The following is a 17,830-nucleotide window of genomic DNA, read 5'->3' on the forward strand; positions in this document are numbered from 1 at the left end:
TCTAGAATTTATAGTGTAACATTTAATCCCAGTTGTACGGTACGCGGCTGTGGTGGCGTACCGTAATCATAGCCCTGGATGTTTTGTGTGCCAAGATTGGATTCCGGATCGGCCCCTGTGTATTTGGTGAATAACAACAGGTTACTACCGATCACATAGAACCTTAGCTTTTCAATTTTAATTCTCGAGGTAAATGCTTTGGGCAGAGTATATCCGAGGGTTAGCGACCTTAACCTTAAAAATGAAGCATCCTCAAAAAAGCGGCTGTTTTCCTGGCGGGCGTAATTGGCATCATTTAATTTTGGGGTATTGGTAATCTGGCCAGGGCTTGTCCAGCGGTCCAGCTGGCTTTTCAGCAGCACACGTCCGGCATCCAGCGTCCCCCCTGTTTCTCCGAGCATACGGTTGTGGTTCCAGATGTAGTTGCCGTAAGAAAACGTAAAGAAAATACCCAGGTCCAGACCTTTATAGGTAAAATTATTGGTCAGCCCCCCAAAAAATTTGGGCCAGGTACTGCCCACGATCTGGCGGTCATCTGCTGTTATTTTGCCGTCCTTGTTGTAATCGTCGAACACGGCATCCCCGTTTTCGGGATTCACAGATAATTGTTTATACAGCCAGTACGAATACAGCTCCTTTCCCTGCTGCAGGCGGATCAGGTCCCTTCCTGCAAAGGGAATGTCCGCAGGTATTTTTTCGATAGTATTTTTGTTTCTGGCAATGTTAAAATCTGTTTTCCAGGTAAAGCCGGTTGTTCTCAGGTTTGTAGAATTAATGGCCAGTTCAAATCCCTTATTGCTGATCTCACCAAAATTGGTCAGGTAAGAAGAGAAACCAGAGGATCCTGGAACAGCCACCTGAAGCAGGGCATCACTGGTATATTTGTTGTAATAGTTGAACTCTATGTTCAGTTTATCCTCAAATAGACCGATATCTATCCCTGTGCTAAACTGTGCCGTGCTTTCCCATTTCAGGTCAGGATTGGCCAGCTGTAATGGAGCTGTTCCGGGCAGCTCTGCACCTCCTGCCACGTCTGCATAGCCAAAACCACCTGTCCACAAACCCTGTGAGGCAAAATCGTTGATCCCGGCCTGGTTACCGGTAATGCCATAACTGATCCTGTATTTCAGGTTACTGATCTGCGGCACATCTTTAAGAAAGTTTTCCTCTTTTACCCGCCATGCGGCACCCACTGCCGGAAAATATCCCCATTTATTGTTTTTACCGAACTTTGAAGAACCGTCGGCCCGCAGGGTAAACTCAGCATAGTATTTACCCGCATAATTGTAATCGGCCCTCGAGAAAAAAGAGGCCAGTGTACTTGTTGTTTTAAACTGACCTGCAATCTGTGTTGCCGCCGAAGAAATCTGTGTATAGGAATTGTTTGGGAAATTGGTACCTGTAGCTGATACGTTTTTTACCTCAGCACCTTGCAAGGTATTTCCAATCAGGATGCCAAAGCTATGTTTGCCAACTTTATCGCTGTATGCCAGTGTCTGTTCATTAATAGCTGTTGAAGATTGGGTAATGCTCTGACTCCCCCTTCCACCGCTGTTACCCAGGATGGTGCGGGTATCCCAGTATTCATTTTCTTCATAATTGTTGTAATCCACACCGAAGGTGGAACGAAACTTTAGTTTTGGTGTGATTGCATAATCGAGGTAAATGTTGCCGATATAATGGTAGCTGTAAGACCATAAGTTTACCGTCCCGGTAAGTACCGCGATATTGTCAAAGTTCACCCATTTTAAAGGCGTTCCCTTCTCATCAAAGATTGGAAGATAGGTGGGGATATTTAAAGAGGCCTGCAATAATGTTCCATTGGCCCCGTTTGCAGGCCGTGCCTGGTTACGGTGGCTCCTGGAAATGGCATTGCTGCTTCCCAAAGCTATTTTTGAATTGAGTTTATGGTCCAGGTTAACTTTTAAGCTCGCCCTGTCAAAAGACATCGGCTTCCATATCGATTCCTGATCTGTATAGCCTCCCCCCAGATAGAACCGCGTCCTGTCTGAGCCCCCCTGCAACGAAAGGTCATAACTACGCAGGGATGCTGTACGGTTCAGATAACTCATTCTATCATAAGTAGGCTGTTCTTCTGGCAAACCCCGACCGGCAACCCCATTGATGACCTCACTTGCAGGCCGGAAAGGCTGGGCCTTGCCCATGTTCCGGCTATACTCATTTATCAGCGCCGCATGCTCTGCTCCGGTAGTGGTTTTCCATACCCTATCTTCCGGCGCCCAGCCTAAACCCTCCGAGCCATTAAATTCTATCCTGGTCTTTTGTCCGAAATTCCCCCTTTTTGTTGTCACCAGCACTATACCATTGGCGCCCCTGGAGCCATAGATGGCAATGGCTGTAGCGTCTTTCAATATTTCTATACTTTCAATATCTGAAGGATTGAGATCAGAAAGTGGTGATGTTGCCCGTTCCTGCGCTATATTCTGCAGACTGTTGTTATTGACCCAAACCCCATCAATGATATACAGGGGATCATTGGTCGCATTGATGGAAGTGGCTCCCCTAACACGGATAAATATATCCGATCCCGGCACGCCGGTATTTGAATTGATCTGTACGCCTGCAGCCTTCCCCTGCAGCTGGGCATCAAAACCCGCTTCAGGAATATTTTTTGTTCCTGAAGGGTCTATTTTAGACACTGAGCCAATCAAATCTTTACGTTGCTGCGTGCCATAGCCTATAATGACCACGTCATTCAGCTGACCGGTGATTTCTTTCAGCCTGATCAGAATAGGGCTCCCATTCGCAACAACATCCTTTTTTTCATAAGAAATATGTCTGATCTCAAGTGTGTAAGGAAATTTTTGCCCGGTTACAAAATCAAAACGGCCATCCGGATCGGTTTGTACCGTATGTGTAGTACCCGTAATGTGTATGCTTACTCCAGGAATCCCCTGTTTGGTAAGTGAATCTATGACCTGTCCTTTCAGGGTTGAGTTGATCAAGGGTTGCGTTTGCGCAATAGAAACAAATGGCAATAATAACAATACGGCAATACTGATGCGGCATATCCGTACCTTTTTTAATAAAGAACAGGCATAATGGTAATGCCCGGCCTTTTTAAAATTTTGCATAACTTTAAAAAGTTTTAATTAATAAAATCTGTTGGTTAAAACGAATTGGCTTTTCAGTAAGTGATTGGCGTTGCGTACTGAAGGCCAGGTAAAGGCAGGATACTCATCCTGTCTTTATTGTTTGTTCTTAATTGAAATGCTATTGCATGAAACAGCAACAACAGCGAGCGGAACCCCTCAATAGATCTGGACTGCAGAGCGCAATTTCCTTTTTGAAATGTAAAGCTTGTTTCATTATTTGAGTTTTAGTTCAACCATTATCATTAATGGTCTTATTTGTTTATTGATCCGTCAATTCCAGACAAATGTAGCTGCATTTTTCTAAAAAACAAATTAAATCTACCTATTTAGTAGTATTTATTATATTTGCAGTCTAAATACTCAATTAACCTTAAAATTATGTACAATTCTAAATTCAAACTGGTTCTCGGATGGAGTCTTTTTATTATCGTATTCTACATCTTTTGGCTGCTCGCTTACTTTGTATTGGCAAAATTTGCACTTAGTGAAATTTCCAACTTTCGTTATGGGAACATGGGCCTTTCGGAGGCATTAAGTCTGGGGAATATTTTCTGGTACCTAATTTACATTGGGGGCATCGCTTTATGCATGTATGTCATCAGGCTGTTCATCGTAAAATCGCCCGCGCCTAAATCTGCAGCCTTAATTTATGCGGTTTTAATTGTCATTTCAGAAGCGGTTTTGGTAAAAGGATTAGCTGACAGCAGCCCTATGATTAATATTTTTCCGCATATAGCCATTAACACCTGCTTTTTATTCGGGATCATCTTTACCTATTTTAAACAAGGGGCCGTTGGGCTAAAAACTCAGGCAGACTAATGCAATGCATCAAACAGGATCTCTACGGGATGTAAAGCCCGTTTGCCTGTACCATCTTTAATCTGGTGCCTGCAGCTGGTTCCTGTTGCGGCGATTACTACGCCTTCAGCTTGCTTTCTTACTTCCGGGAATAAAACCAATTCGCCGATCTGCATGGACAAGGCGTAGTGTTCTTTCTCGTAACCAAAAGACCCTGCCATGCCGCAGCAACCCGAAGCGATGGTTTCAACTTTATAGTTTTCCGGAAAACGCAGCAGCTGCTCGGTAGCTGTTAATAGTCCGAGTGCTTTTTGCTGGCAATGGCCATGCAGCTTGATGGTTTTATGTCCAGTGCTAAACTGTGATTTTAAAATGCGTCCGGCTTTCATTTCCTGGATCAGGAACTCATCGATAAGCATTGTATTTGAGGCCAGCTTTTTTGCAGCAGCGATCTGGCTTTCATCGACCAGGTCCGGGTATTCATCCCTGAAGGTAAGAATGGCTGAAGGCTCTATACCAATAAGGGGTGTATCTGCGGAAACCAGGAGGCTCAGCTGTTTTACATTGTAATCTGCAATTTGTTTTGCCTTACGCAGCAAGCCTTTGGAAATGCTTGCCCTGCCGCTCTCTTTATGTTCTGGGATGATGACCTGGTAGCCCAGTTTGTTTAACAGCTGTACCGCTTTAATGCCGATCTCGGCATCCTGGTAATTGGTAAACTCGTCGCAAAACAGGTATACTTTTTTTTGCGGTTGCGCTCTTTCCTTTTTAGCCGCTCTGCGGAACCAATTTTTCAGGGTAGTGTGATGCAGTTCCGGCATGCTCCTCTGAACAGCAAAACCTGCCATTCTTTTGATCAGGGTGCTCATTACCCTACCCGCAATTACATAATTGTAGAGCTGAGGCATCAATGCCATAAACCTGGAAATTGTATTAAAGCCGGCCACCATCCGCGACCTGAGCGGAACGCCATTTGCATCCTGATAGGCCTGTAAAAATTCGGCCTTCAGTTTGGCCATATCAACATTGGAAGGACATTCAGACTTGCAGCCTTTACAGCCCAGGCATAGGTCCATTACTTCCTTAATTTCAGGATGATCAAAAGGATTGGCTTTAGCAGAATTGGTCAGAAAAGTCCGAAGCACATTGGCCCTGGCCCGGGTAGTATCCTTTTCGTTCCTTGTAGCCATGTATGAAGGGCACATGGTGCCCCCTGCAAGTTGCGATTTGCGGCAATCACCCGAGCCGTTGCATTGCTCTGCATGTTGTAGTACATTTTGTCCATGATAGCGGAATACTGTTGATATTTCTCTTGCTGGCTGTCCCGGGGTATACCGCAGCATGGTATTCATGGCTGGGGTGTCAACAATTTTTCCTGGATTGAAGATGTGTTTGGGGTCCCAGGTATCTTTCAATTCCCTGAGCAAGGCATAATTTTTAGGCCCGATCATTTGTTCAATAAACTCTCCACGAAGCCTGCCATCGCCATGCTCGCCACTCAGCGAACCCTTGTATTTTTTCACCAGTGTAGCCACCTCTTCGGCGATAACACGAAACATCCGGTTACCTTCCTCCGTTTTCAGGTTCAGAATAGGGCGCAAATGAAGTTCACCTGAACCCGCATGTGCATAATGCACCGAATGTAGCCCATGCTTTTCCAGTACCTGATTAAATTCACGGATGTAAGCCGGCAAATCCTGTACATCTACTGCGGTATCTTCAATTACAGGTACCGCCTTCTCATCGCCGGGAAGGTTACTGAGCAGACCAAGTCCGGCCTTTCTGAGTGTCCATACCTTTTTGGTATCGGCGCCATACAATACCGGAAAATGATAACCCAGGCCCGCAGCACGCATTTCCTTCTCAGCCCTTGCTGTAATCCGTTCAACTTCTTCAAGCTTATCCGCAGCGTATTCTATAACCAACAGTGCAGCTGGGTCACCCTTTACAAAAAAACGGTTCTGCAATTGTTCCAGGTTGGTTTTAGTACACTCCAGTATGTAATGATCAATCAGTTCTACGGCATAGGGCTGATACTTAAGCGCAATCAAATTGGCTTTCAGCGCATCTTCTATAGACGAAAAATGAGCGCACAACAAACCGCTGTGCAACGGAGGTAAAGGCTCCAGCCCCAGTGTGATCTCCGTGATAAAAGCCAGCGTACCTTCTGAACCACAGATAAGCTGACAGAAATTGAAATCTGGTCCACCGGCTGTAAAAGGCGCAGTTTCCAGCAGCAGGTCTACCGCATATCCGGTATTTCTCCTTTCTATGCTTTTTTTGGGAAATTCTTTGCGGATTTCCTGTTGGTTTTCATAGTTGCCCAGCTGGCCCCTCACCGAACGGTAGAGCGTCGCTTCAAGCGTATCGCCTTCGCATTTCTGAATAAACTCCTCAAAATTCAATGCCCTAAACTCCACTTCCGATCCATCGCTCAGCAAGGCCTTTATGGCCAGTGTATGTTCACGGGTGCTTTTATAAACAACCGAATTGGAGCCACAGGAATTGTTACCAACCATACCGCCAATCATAGCGCGGTTGGCAGTAGAAGTTTCCGGACCAAAAAAAAGCCCGTGAGGCTTTAAAAACAGGTTAAGTTCATCTCTTACCACACCAGGCTGTACACGCACCTGGCGCTTACCGGTATCCAATTCCAGTATCTGGTTAAAATGTTTGGATACATCAACCACAATACCGTTGCCTACTACCTGCCCTGCCAGGGAGGTGCCTGCAGCCCTTGGAATAAGCGAAACATGTTCCTTGGCCGCAAATGCAATGAGTTTTTTCAGATCTGCAACCGTTGCAGGAATGCTTACTGCCAGTGGCATTTCGGCATAAGCTGAAGCATCCGTAGCATACAGGATGCGCATCAGCTCATCGCTATAAAATTCTCCCGAAAGCTCATTAGCCAGATGCTTCAGCTTTTGTTTCATTTATCTACAGGTCAAACTTAATACCCTGGGCCAAAGGTAAGGTATTGGAATAATTAATGGTATTGGTTTGTCTGCGCATATAAGCTTTCCAGGCATCGGATCCGCTTTCCCTTCCACCACCTGTTTCTTTTTCGCCGCCAAAGGCGCCACCTATTTCGGCACCGGAAGTACCAATGTTAACGTTGGCTATGCCGCAATCAGAGCCTGCGGCCGACAGGAATTGTTCTGCCTCACGCAGGTTTAGGGTCATGATGGCTGAAGATAATCCCTGCGGCACACCATTCTGCAAGGCGATGGCCTGGTCAAGCGTTTTATATTTTATCAGGTACAGAATTGGTGCAAATGTCTCTTCCTGCACAATTTCGCAATGATTTTCTACTTCGGCAATGCAGGGTTTTACATAACAGCCCGAAGCATAGGCATCGCCATCCAACACCCCGCCTTCAACTACAAATTCAGCACCTTCTTTTTTACCCTTTGCTATGGCCTGTGTATATTGTTCAACCGCGGCGGTATCTATAAGCGGACCAACATGGTTGTGCTGGTCCAGCGGATCACCAATGCGCAGCTGTCCGTATGCTTTAACCAGTTTATTTTTGAATTCCTCGTAAATATCTTCATGGATGATCAGCCGCCTTGTAGATGTGCAGCGCTGACCGGCGGTACCTACAGCCCCGAAAACTGCACCAATAATAGACATCTCCAGATCAGCATCCCTGGAAATGATGATGGCGTTGTTACCTCCCAGTTCAAGGATGCTGCGCCCAAACCTTGTGGCCACAGCTGCAGAAACGATGCGGCCAACACGGGTTGAACCGGTAAAGGAAACCAGTGGGATCCGCTTATCGTTGTTCATCTTATCGCCCACCGCATTACCGATCAGCAGGCTGCTGATCCCTTCAGGCATGTCGTTGTCTTTAAGCACTTTTGCAATGATGTGCTGACAGGCTACCGCACACAAAGGCGTTTTCGAGGAAGGTTTCCATACGCATACGTTGCCGCATACCCAAGCCAGGGCCGTGTTCCAGCTCCATACCGCTACCGGGAAATTGAAAGCCGAAATGATCCCCACAACCCCCATAGGGTGCCATTGTTCATACATGCGGTGATTGGAACGTTCGGAATGCATAGTTAAGCCATACAGCTGGCGCGAAAGTCCGACTGCAAAATCACAGATGTCGATCATCTCCTGTACCTCACCCAAACCTTCCTGCAGGCTTTTACCCATCTCGTAAGATACCAGGGTACCCAGGTCTTGTTTGTGCACACGTAGTGCATCCCCAAACTGCCTTACTATCTCTCCCCTTTTTGGAGCAGGTACATTGCGCCAGAAAAGAAAAGCTTCCCCTGCTTTTTTCATTACCGCCTCATAGGCAGCTTCATCAGCTACCTGCACACTGGCAATGGCCTGTCCATTCACCGGTGAATAAGACACTATGTTTTTACCACCGGTTTCCAGCCAGTGATTACCTGTGGAGGTCCCGGAGTTCGTTTCGTTAATACCCAATCGGGTCAATATTTCAGTAATTTTCATCATTTCTTTTTTTGATCAGCCTTTTGTTTGTTTGGTGTACGTGCTTTCAAAGATCTTATCGGCATTGCCGGTTTCAAAGCCCTCTCTGCGGTGTTCAGCCCGAATCTCCGCTGCAGGTAGATCTACGTACTGCGGCAGTACCAGTCGTTCAGAGAACTCCACATAACTGCCGGCAATTTCCATTTTTTCGCCATTGGCAAAAACCGCTTCCTGCATTTCTGCTACGGTGCTGCTTTGGCGCAACAGCCCATCAGGGCTCACTTTAATTTTTCCACCCTCTGTATTCAGTTTCAATCCTAAGGATTCTACAAAAGCATTAAAATCCTCAAGATGTCTGTACCCCGGTTTCAGATCGTGCACGCTGATGGTATAATGGTTCAGGTAATACCTGTTGTAAATTACCCAGGCAGCATATTCGCTTTCTTCCAGCAGGGCCTGGTAATCAGATTTTTCAGGCAATTGCCATAAAGGCTGGTGAAAAAATTCACCGATCTGCTCCCCCTTGTCCAGGTTCAGCGCATCAACCGGGTCTGCACTGATGTGCCTGGTATATTTTTCAATCAAAGCCTGCGCCCTGTCTGAAAGTTTTTCTACCATTAACTCACTCATAAATATCCTCGGATATTCCGGTGAAGGCGGGGCATACCAGTAAGCATTTAGCTTTTTACCTTCAAAGTAATAATTGTCCCTTTTCCGGTAGCCGTGATGCAGAAATATCTTTTCAAAAGATGCAATTCCCAGGTGTGGCACACCCAGTGTGCGGAAAGCAATATGATCGTTAACGATTTCGTCCTGCCCTTGTATTACACCGTTACTGATCAATGCATTGGTTATTTTTTTTACCGCCGGAACCTGCTGACTGTACCTTTCAAAAAGGATATTTAAAAAAGTGTCCAGCGGACTTTGATTGTCAAAATTCATCGGTTTTGTGTTTATGCTACTTCAATTTCACCTAAAATGCCCTTTTCAAAAAGCTGACCAGTCTGCGTGGCCAATAATCCTTCAAATGGGATGTCTTCCTGTTTAATGAAACCTTTGGCTGGCAAAGCGCCATTGGCCACCATTTCAATAACTGCAACCAGGCTGGCTGCTGTAGTCCAGGAAATTGCCCTCCAGGTCTGCCCATCTATGGTAACAGGATTGTACGACTTACAGAACTCGTTCCTTTTCAGCTGCCCGTCTTTCCAGCCCTCGGCTGCTGCATATACCAATACCACGTCTTCCGCTACTTCCGGCTTGGCATTTTTAAGGATATCTTCCAGCTGCTGTTTGTTATTTTTTAAATGCAGCTCATGGATTAAGAAGTTCATCAGGTCACAATGTCCAGGATAGCGGATGGTCTTATAGTCCAGCTTATCTACACGTCCGGCGTAGGTTTCGCACATGGTGCCCAGACCTCCGGAAGTATAAAACGCTTCATAGGCTGCCCCTTCTATATTGATCGTTTCCTTGCCCTGTAAACTCACAACCTGCTTACGCTGTCCATTATGAATGGCTTCTGCATCATTGATGTATTCATTTACCACGCCAGCGGCCGACCAGGTAAAGGAATAACCCAGCTCGCCATTCGGATATTTAGGCAAAGCGCCTACACGCATTTCAATAGAACGCAGTTTTTCAAAATCTTTGGCCAGGTGTGCCCCAATAATACCAATAATACCGGGTGCAAGCCCGCATTGCGGGGCCATTACTGCTGTAGCCGTCTCGCTTAAACCGATGATATATTTGGTCGTCTCCACATCTTCGGTAAGGTCGAAATAACTCTTACCTTCCTGGTGTGCAATCCTGGCTATGGTTTTATTCAGAAAATAAGGCAGGGCCGAAACTACTGCGTCATGGCCGGCAATCATTTGCTGCATCAGTACCTCATCTGTAACATCTCCCGTAACTACATTAAACGGAAGTTCGTAAGGATAATGAGGTGCCTGTTTGTCCATACCGGTTACCTGAAACTGCTTGCTGAGCAGTACGCCAACCAGTGTACCTACTTTGCCGAGGCCAAGTGTCAATACTTTTTCAATCATTGGTCTATATTATATTTGGTAAAAACAGCTCAAATATCCATACATTTACCATTAGCAAACAATACATAATAATTAACAAATGATAAGTACAGCTAATCAATTAGAACTCCGGCAACTAAATTATTTTAAAGTCCTGGCCGAAGAGCTTCACTACCGGAAGGCTTCGGAGCTTCTTTTCATTTCACAGTCGGCCTTAAGCCAGCAGATTAAACACCTGGAAGGCACATTGAAAGTTTCTTTATTTGAAAGAACCAACAGAAAGGTAGCATTAAGCGATGCCGGCAAACTGTTTTATAAAGATGTGCTGCAGGTGTTGAACAAAGTGGAAATTGCAGCAACCAATATTAAATTGTACACCGCGGGAAATACCGGTCAGATTGGGATTGGCTTTGTAGCTTCGGCAATGGCTTCTGTTTTACCTGCTTTACTTAAGCAATTTAATAGCGATTGCCCCAATATCAGGTTCAGACTGGATGAGCTCAACAATGCAGAACAGCTGATTGCCCTGCAAAATGAAACACTTGACCTTGGCTTTATGCGTTCCAACCATTTACCGGACGGCTTTAGCAGTAAAAGGGTATATACCGAAACCTTTTCACTGGTTTTACCGGCAAATCATCCGGTTACCGATGCCGGATTCAGGAATATAGGTCAGTTCAGGGACGAGAATTTCATTCTTTTTCCAAATGAACAAAGCCAGCTCTATTACCAGCAGATCATTAACCTTTGTGCAGACCAGGGTTTTGCGCCCAAGGTTGCCCATCGTTCCATTCATGCGCCAACCATTTTCAGGCTGGTAGAAAACGGGATGGGGCTGTCGGTCATTCCCACTTCACTGGCCTCCACTGAAAACCCGAATATCCGTTTTATTGAATTAAAGGATATTCCGCAGCAAACAGCCTTATACGCAGTCTGGAAAAAACTAAACAGCAATCCGGCCTTACCTTATTTCCTGGAGATGCTGGTAGCACAATAAAAAAATTCGACATTCCGATGGCAGATTTTTTTTTATCTGCTTTTTAATTTTGCACTTTAATTCAGTACATAATGATAAAAAAGCTCTTTTCTTACCTCGGGATATTTTCCATAAGCTTTTTATCATTACTTCCTTTAACGCTTCTTTACATTTTTGCTTATGGCCTCTACATCCTCATCTACTACGTTTTTGGTTACCGTAAAAAGGTTGTCAGACAAAACCTGGCCAATGCACTCCCTGATAAAACACCGGCTGAGCTTAAAGCCATTGAAAAGAGGTTCTACCGGTACCTTGCAGACCTGATATTTGAAGTTGTTAAAATGAAGAGCATTTCGGAGACCCAAATCCGGAAACGTTTCATTTTTAAAAATAAGGATCAGATTGAAACCTATCTAAAAAACGGACAAAGCGTGCTGATCTGCGCTGCACATTATGGCAACTGGGAATGGGGTACTTTAGGAATCGGTTTAAATTTTAAGGCAAATCATTACCCCATATACAAGCCATTAAACAATCCTTTTTTTGATCAATGGTTTAAAAAAGTGCGCAGTCGTTTTGGCAATAGACTAGTCGCCATGCGGCAGACCTTGAGGGCGCTTCAGGAAGCTAAAGATCAATTGAGTATATTCAGCTTTGGTAACGACCAGGCCCCGTCGTGGAATGAATCGCACTACTGGACCACTTTTCTGCACCAGCCCGCTTCTATACAATTGGGCATAGAGAAGATTGCCAGAAAAACGAACCAGCCCATATTTTACTTTAAAGTGAATCGTATTAAAAGAGGCTACTATACCGTAGACTGTGTTCCATTATGTTTGAACCCGGCAGAAACTGCTGAATTCGAGATCACGGAAATGCATACCCGGGTATTGGAAGAAATGATCAGAAAGGAACCTGCTTACTGGCTCTGGAGCCACAAAAGATGGAAACACAAACCAAGACTAGGCTGATTTGCAGCAATTCCCTATATTTAGCCGGCGCAAATGTAATGGGTAATTATAGGGATTATACGGATCAGGAACTGACGGCACTGTTAAAAAGCAGTGACCATAAGGCCTTTACCGAGATTTTTGACCGCTACAACAGCCTGCTCTACATCCATGCTTTTAAAAAATTAAGGGACCGGGAAACTGCAAAAGATGTGGTACAGGACACCTTATCGGCCTTGTGGCACAAGCACGAAACACTTGACGTAGCCAACAACCTGGGCGGTTATCTATACACCGCTTTAAAACACAAGATCTTTGACCTGCTTGCCCGGCAACAGGTGGGCCAGAAACATGTTGTGGCCCTGCAGGAATACCTAAACAAGGGAAATTTTCTGGCCGACCACCTGGTACGCGAAAAGCAGCTTGCAGCCATTATTGAAAAGGAAATTGCGGCACTGCCCCCACGTATGCGCGAGGTTTTTGAACTGAGCAGAAAAGAAAACCTGAGCCACAAACAAATTGCGGAACGCATGGCCATATCGGAACAAACGGTTACCGACCAGGTAAAAAAGGCTTTAAAGATATTAAAACCACGTATCGGACTGGTCATTGCCGCTATATATTTTATCCGCTAAAAATATTTTTATTTCGTATCCCCCCTGGACTGCCCATTGCCGTATTGGTTATCATTAAGGCTAAACCATGAACCAAACAGAAGCAACCGCATTACTCCAAAGGTACAAAGCCGGGACCTGCAGCGAAGAAGAAAAAGCAAAGCTGGAAAGCTGGTATTTGCAGTGGAACAATGATGATCATACTTTTGAAGAAGCAGAGTTGCTCAGTTTGCAAAAGGAAATGTGGCTTAACATGCCTTCAAAGCCTTCGCCCCCCAAAACGCTCAGTTTATGGCCTAAAATAGCTGTTGCAGCTGCTGTAGTTATCGCAGTAAGCGCCGGAATCTGGTTTTATACCGCACAACAACGTGAACATGGGATAAGAAAAGAATTACTGGCCAATGATATTGCACCGGGCAAAAACACCGCAACACTTACCCTTGCCAGCGGAGAAAAAATAAACCTTAGTACTGCAAAGACGGGCGTGACGATAAACGAAGGAAAACTGGTCTACAACGATGGCACAAATATCAGCGCCGCCACCGGTACGCAAGCTGTTATTGCAGCTACCCCAAAAGGAGGCACTTATCAGATCACCCTCTCTGATGGGAGCAAAGTATGGCTTAATGCCGCTTCCTCCGTTAAATTTCCTTCAGTATTTGACAAACAGGGCTCAAGAAAGGTCAGTTTAACAGGCGAGGCTTATTTTGAAGTGGCCAAAGACAAAACCAGGCCTTTTATTGTAACTACAGATAAGCAGGAAGTTGCAGTTTTGGGTACACATTTTAATATTAACAGTTATACGGAAGAACCTATTCAAAAAACTACGCTATTGGAGGGTTCTGTGAAAGTAAATGCTTTTAATGCCAGTTATTTATTAATTCCCGGGCAACAGGCTAATTTAAAAAATAATCGTGTGCTTATTGAAAATGCCGATATCAGCCAAACGATGGCCTGGAAAAACGGACGTTTTGTATTTACCGGCGAAGACTTGGAAAGTATTATGCGCAAAATATCCAGATGGTATGATGTGGAAGTTGATTTTCAGGATAATACTCAAAAAATATCATTCATTGGCGTCATTTCCCGCAATAAAAATATTTCATCTGTATTGCAACTCATTGAAGAAACTGGAAATGTTCATTTTAAAATAGCAGGAAGGAGAATTACAGTTATGAAATAAGGCTACCAATTTGAATACAAAAGGAAAGATGGGAGCTTAAAAAAGCCAGGAGAGATCCGACCCTCCCCCGGCAAATGCCTGAGTTTACCCATCAAAATCGTGCTAAACAATTGTCAACAAACCAAACCCAAACAATCAAATATATGATTTATATTAATCTTGGGATAAAGCAAGCTGCTGATATCCTTAAAGAATTTATGCCTGCAAATTACCGGGCATGTAAAAACAAATGGATAATGAGGATAAACCTAATCATCATCTTAATGACCAGCTTTCTCCTTCAGGTAAGTGCCGGCAGTTTTGCTCAGAAAATTACGCTGAATGAGAAAAATGCAAGTTTTGAAGCCATTATTAATAAAATACAGGCACAGAGCGGCTACGATTTCATAGGCAATACAGTATTGATCAGAACGGCTAAACCAGTGAGCATCAACGTAAAAGAAATAAGCCTGGCACAGGCACTTGAGCTTTGTTTTGCCAACCAGGACCTTTCCTACACTTTGAAAGACAAAACCGTAGTGATCAAACACAAGCAGGCCTCTATTTTTGATAAAGTAGTAGATTTTTTTACCGCAATAGAAATCCGTGGCAAAGTGCTGGACGAAAAAGGCAACCCACTTGCCGGGGCATCCATTAAAGTTAAAGGTTCTGATAAAGGAACCGTAAGCAATTCCAACGGAGAGTTCTTATTGGAAAACCTCAATGAAAATGCAATCCTGCAGATCCATTTTGTAGGTTATATCACAAAGGAAATAACGGCTAAGGTGCTTAAGGAGAACCCGGTGGTAAGGCTGGAAATCAATACTGGAGAATTAAATGAAGTAGCAGTTGTATCTACCGGATATCAGAAAATACCAACAGAACAACTGACCGGCTCAACTTCAACAATTAATAAAAAAGCCTACGAATCCCCTATCATTACCAATAATTTCTTACAGGGGCTTCAAAACAAATTGCCAGGAGTTTTAATCAATGGCGACTTAAAATTCGAAGGCAATTCACTGTTCCAGATCAGGGGTATTTCTACCATTTCTGCTACCAAACAGCCCCTGGTTGTAGTAGATGGCTATCCTACAGAACTAAGCCTGGACGCCATCAACCCAAATGAAATTGAATCGGTAACCGTTTTAAAAGATGCCGCTGCTGCTGCCATCTATGGGGTAAGGGCCTCTAACGGGGTGATTATTGTAGAACGCAAAAAGGCAGTAAAAGGTGATGCGAAATTCGAATTCAGGAGTACCCTTAGTGTAACATCGAAAGAGGATTATACCACTTACCGACTGGCACCAAACACTGCACGGATGAACTATAGAATAGATTCTTACGATAGAACCGGAAGCCAGAATCGTGATTATTTCACCAATAACCCGGGAAGATATAACGGAGGTGATGAACCTCTAATAGACCTGGCATCTGGGTTAATTACAAGGGCCGAGATGGAAAAGAGAATGGCAGAACAGTATGCTTATGATAACAAAGATGATTATAGCCGTTTTTTCGAACAAAATAAAGTAACACAGCAGTACGACTTTAATTTTTCTGGTGGTACGGAAAAGGCCCTTTACTACATATCATCAAACCTCACCAGGAACCAGAATTCAAAGATAAAATCGAACGACCAGCGCTTCCTTCTTTCAGGAAGGGGGACCTATAACTTCAATGATAAGTTATCTTTTGTATTGACCACCGATTTCATGCAGAACAAGGGTAATGGGACTCCTGTATACAATTATACAGACTTCTATTCATTTGAGCGGTTCCAGGACGACAATGGCACTCCTTTATCAACATTTGCGGGCTCACCTACCAACCCGCTATATAACCCAGGTATTATTGCCAAAGGATATTATGACAATCGTTACTACCCGCTAAAAGAGATTAATGAGGTAAGCGATCAGAGTAAATCAACATCTAATAAGGTAGTAGGTGATTTGTTCTATAAGATAATACCAGGACTGACGTTAAAAATGGGTGGGGTTTATGAGTACAGCAGCAACAATATTAAACATTACGCCTCCGAGAACGCTGCAGAAATTAAGCAATACGTAAATTTATATTCAGAGGTAGGAACAGACGGCAGCATCAAATTCAATTTGCCAAAAGGAGGGTACAACAAAACCAAGGTGGGTACTACTACAGGCTATACTTTACGTGCCCAGTTAAACTACGACAAAAAATTAAATGAAGATCACGCTATCAATGTAATTACTGGTGCTGAAATCCGTAAAGTTACTTCAGAGTTAAATGGCTACGCAAATTTTGGTTACAGTGAGCAGACGTTATTGCAGCAACCAGTAGATTATAATAAAATCCTGACAGGTTCCTGGTTCAATACGCTTTTCCCTAACAACTCCCTTTCCTATACAGATCTTTTCCAGAAAACCTTCAGTGATGACCGTTTTGCATCTGCCTATTTCAATGGAGTATATGGCTATAAATCAAAGTACATGGTCTCCGGAAGTATCCGTATTGACCAGTCTAATCTTTTCGGGACTGACCCGAAATACCGCTATAAACCACTGTGGTCATTTGGTGTGGCATGGAATGTAGACAAGGAAGCTTTTATGGAAAATGCAGTATGGATAAACAAACTAAAGCTTAGAATATCGGATGGTTTTAACGGAAATGTCTCCAAGGCCAGTTTACCTCAGATTCTTGCCAATTATGCTCAAAACTTACGTACCTCACCCACTTCTACAGGTTTAAATATTCAGAGTCTGGAAAATAGTGCTCTGCGTTGGGAAGAAACCAGTAATTTCAACACAGGTCTAGATTTTACCCTGTTTAACCGCATATCAGGAAGTATTGATTATTACAGCAAACGAAGCAGCGATTTATTAGGTAATACAGCAATCGACCCTACCAAAGGAGCCTCATTTACGACGTTAAATTCTGCAAAAATAAACAATAAAGGACTTGAAATAAGTCTAAACAGCGACTGGTTACATCGCAAGGGCTTTAACTGGAACACCGGTATTGCATTTTCCTACAATACAAGCAAAGTGCTGAACGTTTACCAGAACAACCTTAAACTAAATTATCAATATGTAGATGGCTCAAACGCAAACAATTACATCGTAGGTTATCCGGTTGGTGCCATGTTCAGCTTTAGGTTTGCTGGCCTAAATCAAAGAGGGCTTCCTACTGTGTATGACAAAAATGGGAATACCAAGGAACTTTATGCCAATACCAACGACGAAGGAATAAACGATCTGAACTATTCCGGAAATGGCGTTCCGCCTTACGCAATAGGTATCAGCAACCGCTTTGATATTGGCCCTTTCTATTTATATGCGATGGTTGATCTGTATACTGGTTTTAAAACCCGCATTCCAAGGCCTTCGATATTTAGTAACCGCCCGCTGGAAGGTGCAGAAAACTATTTCAGAACAGCTGGAGACGAAGCAAATACTGATGTATTAGGCTTTTATGCCTTTTCAAACATGGATATCACAAGGACTTTCGCTGTGTATGACAATTCTGACAAATACGTTGTAAATGGTTCTTACATTTTATTGAGAGATGTTACACTATCTTACCGATTTAAAAATCAGGTTTTTAAACAACTCGGCTTTAGCAATTTTGAGCTGAAAGCTCAGGGATCTAACCTTTTCACTAAAGGCTTCAATAAATATAATTACAGCCTTGCTACCGGAAATTATGCCAGGAGAAACCTTGTGCCAACTTTCACCATTGGCTTATTCACTAACTTTTAATCCCAGA

At 43.8% G+C, this 17,830-nt stretch carries 11 protein-coding genes; 6 read left to right on the forward strand and 5 right to left on the reverse strand.

Going from position 1 to position 17,830, the window contains the following annotated elements:
- Positions 1-8: 8 nt before the first annotated feature.
- Positions 9-3,095 (reverse strand): SusC/RagA family TonB-linked outer membrane protein, encoded by a 3,087-nt coding sequence (locus B9A91_RS06775; protein WP_084237612.1) that lies wholly within the window; start codon positions 3,093-3,095, stop codon positions 9-11.
- 399 nt (positions 3,096-3,494) lie between these two features.
- Between B9A91_RS06775 and B9A91_RS06780 the strand changes: the two genes are divergently transcribed.
- Positions 3,495-3,935, forward strand: a complete 441-nt coding sequence (locus B9A91_RS06780; RefSeq protein WP_084237613.1) for a hypothetical protein — start codon at positions 3,495-3,497, stop codon at positions 3,933-3,935.
- On the opposite strand, the gene B9A91_RS06785 is transcribed toward B9A91_RS06780, so the two are convergent.
- The 4 genes from B9A91_RS06785 to B9A91_RS06800 are packed head-to-tail and all read right to left on the reverse strand — an operon-like array spanning position 3,932 to position 10,405.
- Positions 3,932-6,847: an FAD-binding and (Fe-S)-binding domain-containing protein gene (locus tag B9A91_RS06785; RefSeq protein ID WP_084237614.1), complete on the reverse strand. Its 2,916-nt coding sequence runs from the start codon at positions 6,845-6,847 to the stop codon at positions 3,932-3,934. The two genes, B9A91_RS06780 and B9A91_RS06785, sit on opposite strands and share 4 nt — an antisense overlap.
- 4 nt (positions 6,848-6,851) lie before the next feature.
- Positions 6,852-8,381: an L-piperidine-6-carboxylate dehydrogenase gene (gene amaB, locus B9A91_RS06790; protein ID WP_084237615.1), complete on the reverse strand. Its 1,530-nt coding sequence runs from the start codon at positions 8,379-8,381 to the stop codon at positions 6,852-6,854.
- A 15-nt stretch (positions 8,382-8,396) separates the two neighbouring features.
- Entirely contained in the window at positions 8,397-9,302 is a 906-nt protein-coding gene (locus B9A91_RS06795; protein WP_084237616.1) for a DUF1338 domain-containing protein, read from the reverse strand.
- 11 nt (positions 9,303-9,313) lie between these two features.
- Complete coding sequence (locus B9A91_RS06800) at positions 9,314-10,405, reverse strand: saccharopine dehydrogenase C-terminal domain-containing protein (RefSeq protein ID WP_084237617.1); 1,092 nt, start codon at positions 10,403-10,405, stop codon at positions 9,314-9,316.
- 79 nt (positions 10,406-10,484) lie between these two features.
- Between B9A91_RS06800 and B9A91_RS06805 the strand changes: the two genes are divergently transcribed.
- From B9A91_RS06805 to B9A91_RS06825, 5 genes are all read left to right on the forward strand, one after another.
- A complete protein-coding gene (locus B9A91_RS06805; protein WP_084237618.1) occupies positions 10,485-11,381 on the forward strand; it encodes a LysR family transcriptional regulator in 897 nt (298 codons plus the stop codon).
- Positions 11,382-11,452: 71 nt separating this feature from the next.
- Positions 11,453-12,331 (forward strand): lysophospholipid acyltransferase family protein, encoded by an 879-nt coding sequence (locus tag B9A91_RS06810; protein ID WP_084237619.1) that lies wholly within the window; start codon positions 11,453-11,455, stop codon positions 12,329-12,331.
- Positions 12,332-12,369: 38 nt separating this feature from the next.
- Positions 12,370-12,945 carry an RNA polymerase sigma-70 factor gene (locus tag B9A91_RS06815; protein WP_084237620.1) on the forward strand — a complete coding sequence of 192 codons (576 nt, stop codon included), beginning with the start codon at positions 12,370-12,372 and terminating at the stop codon, positions 12,943-12,945.
- Between the two features lie 67 nt (positions 12,946-13,012).
- On the forward strand, positions 13,013-14,107 hold the full coding sequence (locus B9A91_RS06820) for a FecR family protein (protein ID WP_084237621.1): 1,095 nt from the start codon (positions 13,013-13,015) through the stop codon (positions 14,105-14,107).
- 236 nt (positions 14,108-14,343) lie between these two features.
- The gene (locus tag B9A91_RS06825) at positions 14,344-17,823 is read left to right on the forward strand and encodes a SusC/RagA family TonB-linked outer membrane protein (RefSeq protein ID WP_159451658.1); all 3,480 of its coding nucleotides are present in this window, start codon (positions 14,344-14,346) and stop codon (positions 17,821-17,823) included.
- Positions 17,824-17,830 lie beyond the last annotated feature (7 nt).

This window comes from Pedobacter africanus (assembly GCF_900176535.1).
In the GTDB taxonomy this organism is placed as follows: Bacteria; Bacteroidota; Bacteroidia; order Sphingobacteriales; family Sphingobacteriaceae; genus Pedobacter; species Pedobacter africanus.

What these genes read in the sequence shown, in the direction of transcription:
- amaB (WP_084237615.1), bottom strand. Translation starts at nt 8,381, where the DNA reads ATGAAAATTACTGAAATATTGACCCGATTGGGTATTAACGAAACGAAC.
- B9A91_RS06815 (WP_084237620.1), top strand. Translation starts at nt 12,370, where the DNA reads ATGGGTAATTATAGGGATTATACGGATCAGGAACTGACGGCACTGTTA.
- B9A91_RS06820 (WP_084237621.1), top strand. Translation starts at nt 13,013, where the DNA reads ATGAACCAAACAGAAGCAACCGCATTACTCCAAAGGTACAAAGCCGGG.
- B9A91_RS06825 (WP_159451658.1), top strand. Translation starts at nt 14,344, where the DNA reads ATGAGGATAAACCTAATCATCATCTTAATGACCAGCTTTCTCCTTCAG.
- B9A91_RS06775 (WP_084237612.1), bottom strand. Translation starts at nt 3,095, where the DNA reads ATGCAAAATTTTAAAAAGGCCGGGCATTACCATTATGCCTGTTCTTTA.
- B9A91_RS06795 (WP_084237616.1), bottom strand. Translation starts at nt 9,302, where the DNA reads ATGAATTTTGACAATCAAAGTCCGCTGGACACTTTTTTAAATATCCTT.
- B9A91_RS06780 (WP_084237613.1), top strand. Translation starts at nt 3,495, where the DNA reads ATGTACAATTCTAAATTCAAACTGGTTCTCGGATGGAGTCTTTTTATT.
- B9A91_RS06810 (WP_084237619.1), top strand. Translation starts at nt 11,453, where the DNA reads ATGATAAAAAAGCTCTTTTCTTACCTCGGGATATTTTCCATAAGCTTT.
- B9A91_RS06800 (WP_084237617.1), bottom strand. Translation starts at nt 10,405, where the DNA reads ATGATTGAAAAAGTATTGACACTTGGCCTCGGCAAAGTAGGTACACTG.
- B9A91_RS06805 (WP_084237618.1), top strand. Translation starts at nt 10,485, where the DNA reads ATGATAAGTACAGCTAATCAATTAGAACTCCGGCAACTAAATTATTTT.
- B9A91_RS06785 (WP_084237614.1), bottom strand. Translation starts at nt 6,847, where the DNA reads ATGAAACAAAAGCTGAAGCATCTGGCTAATGAGCTTTCGGGAGAATTT.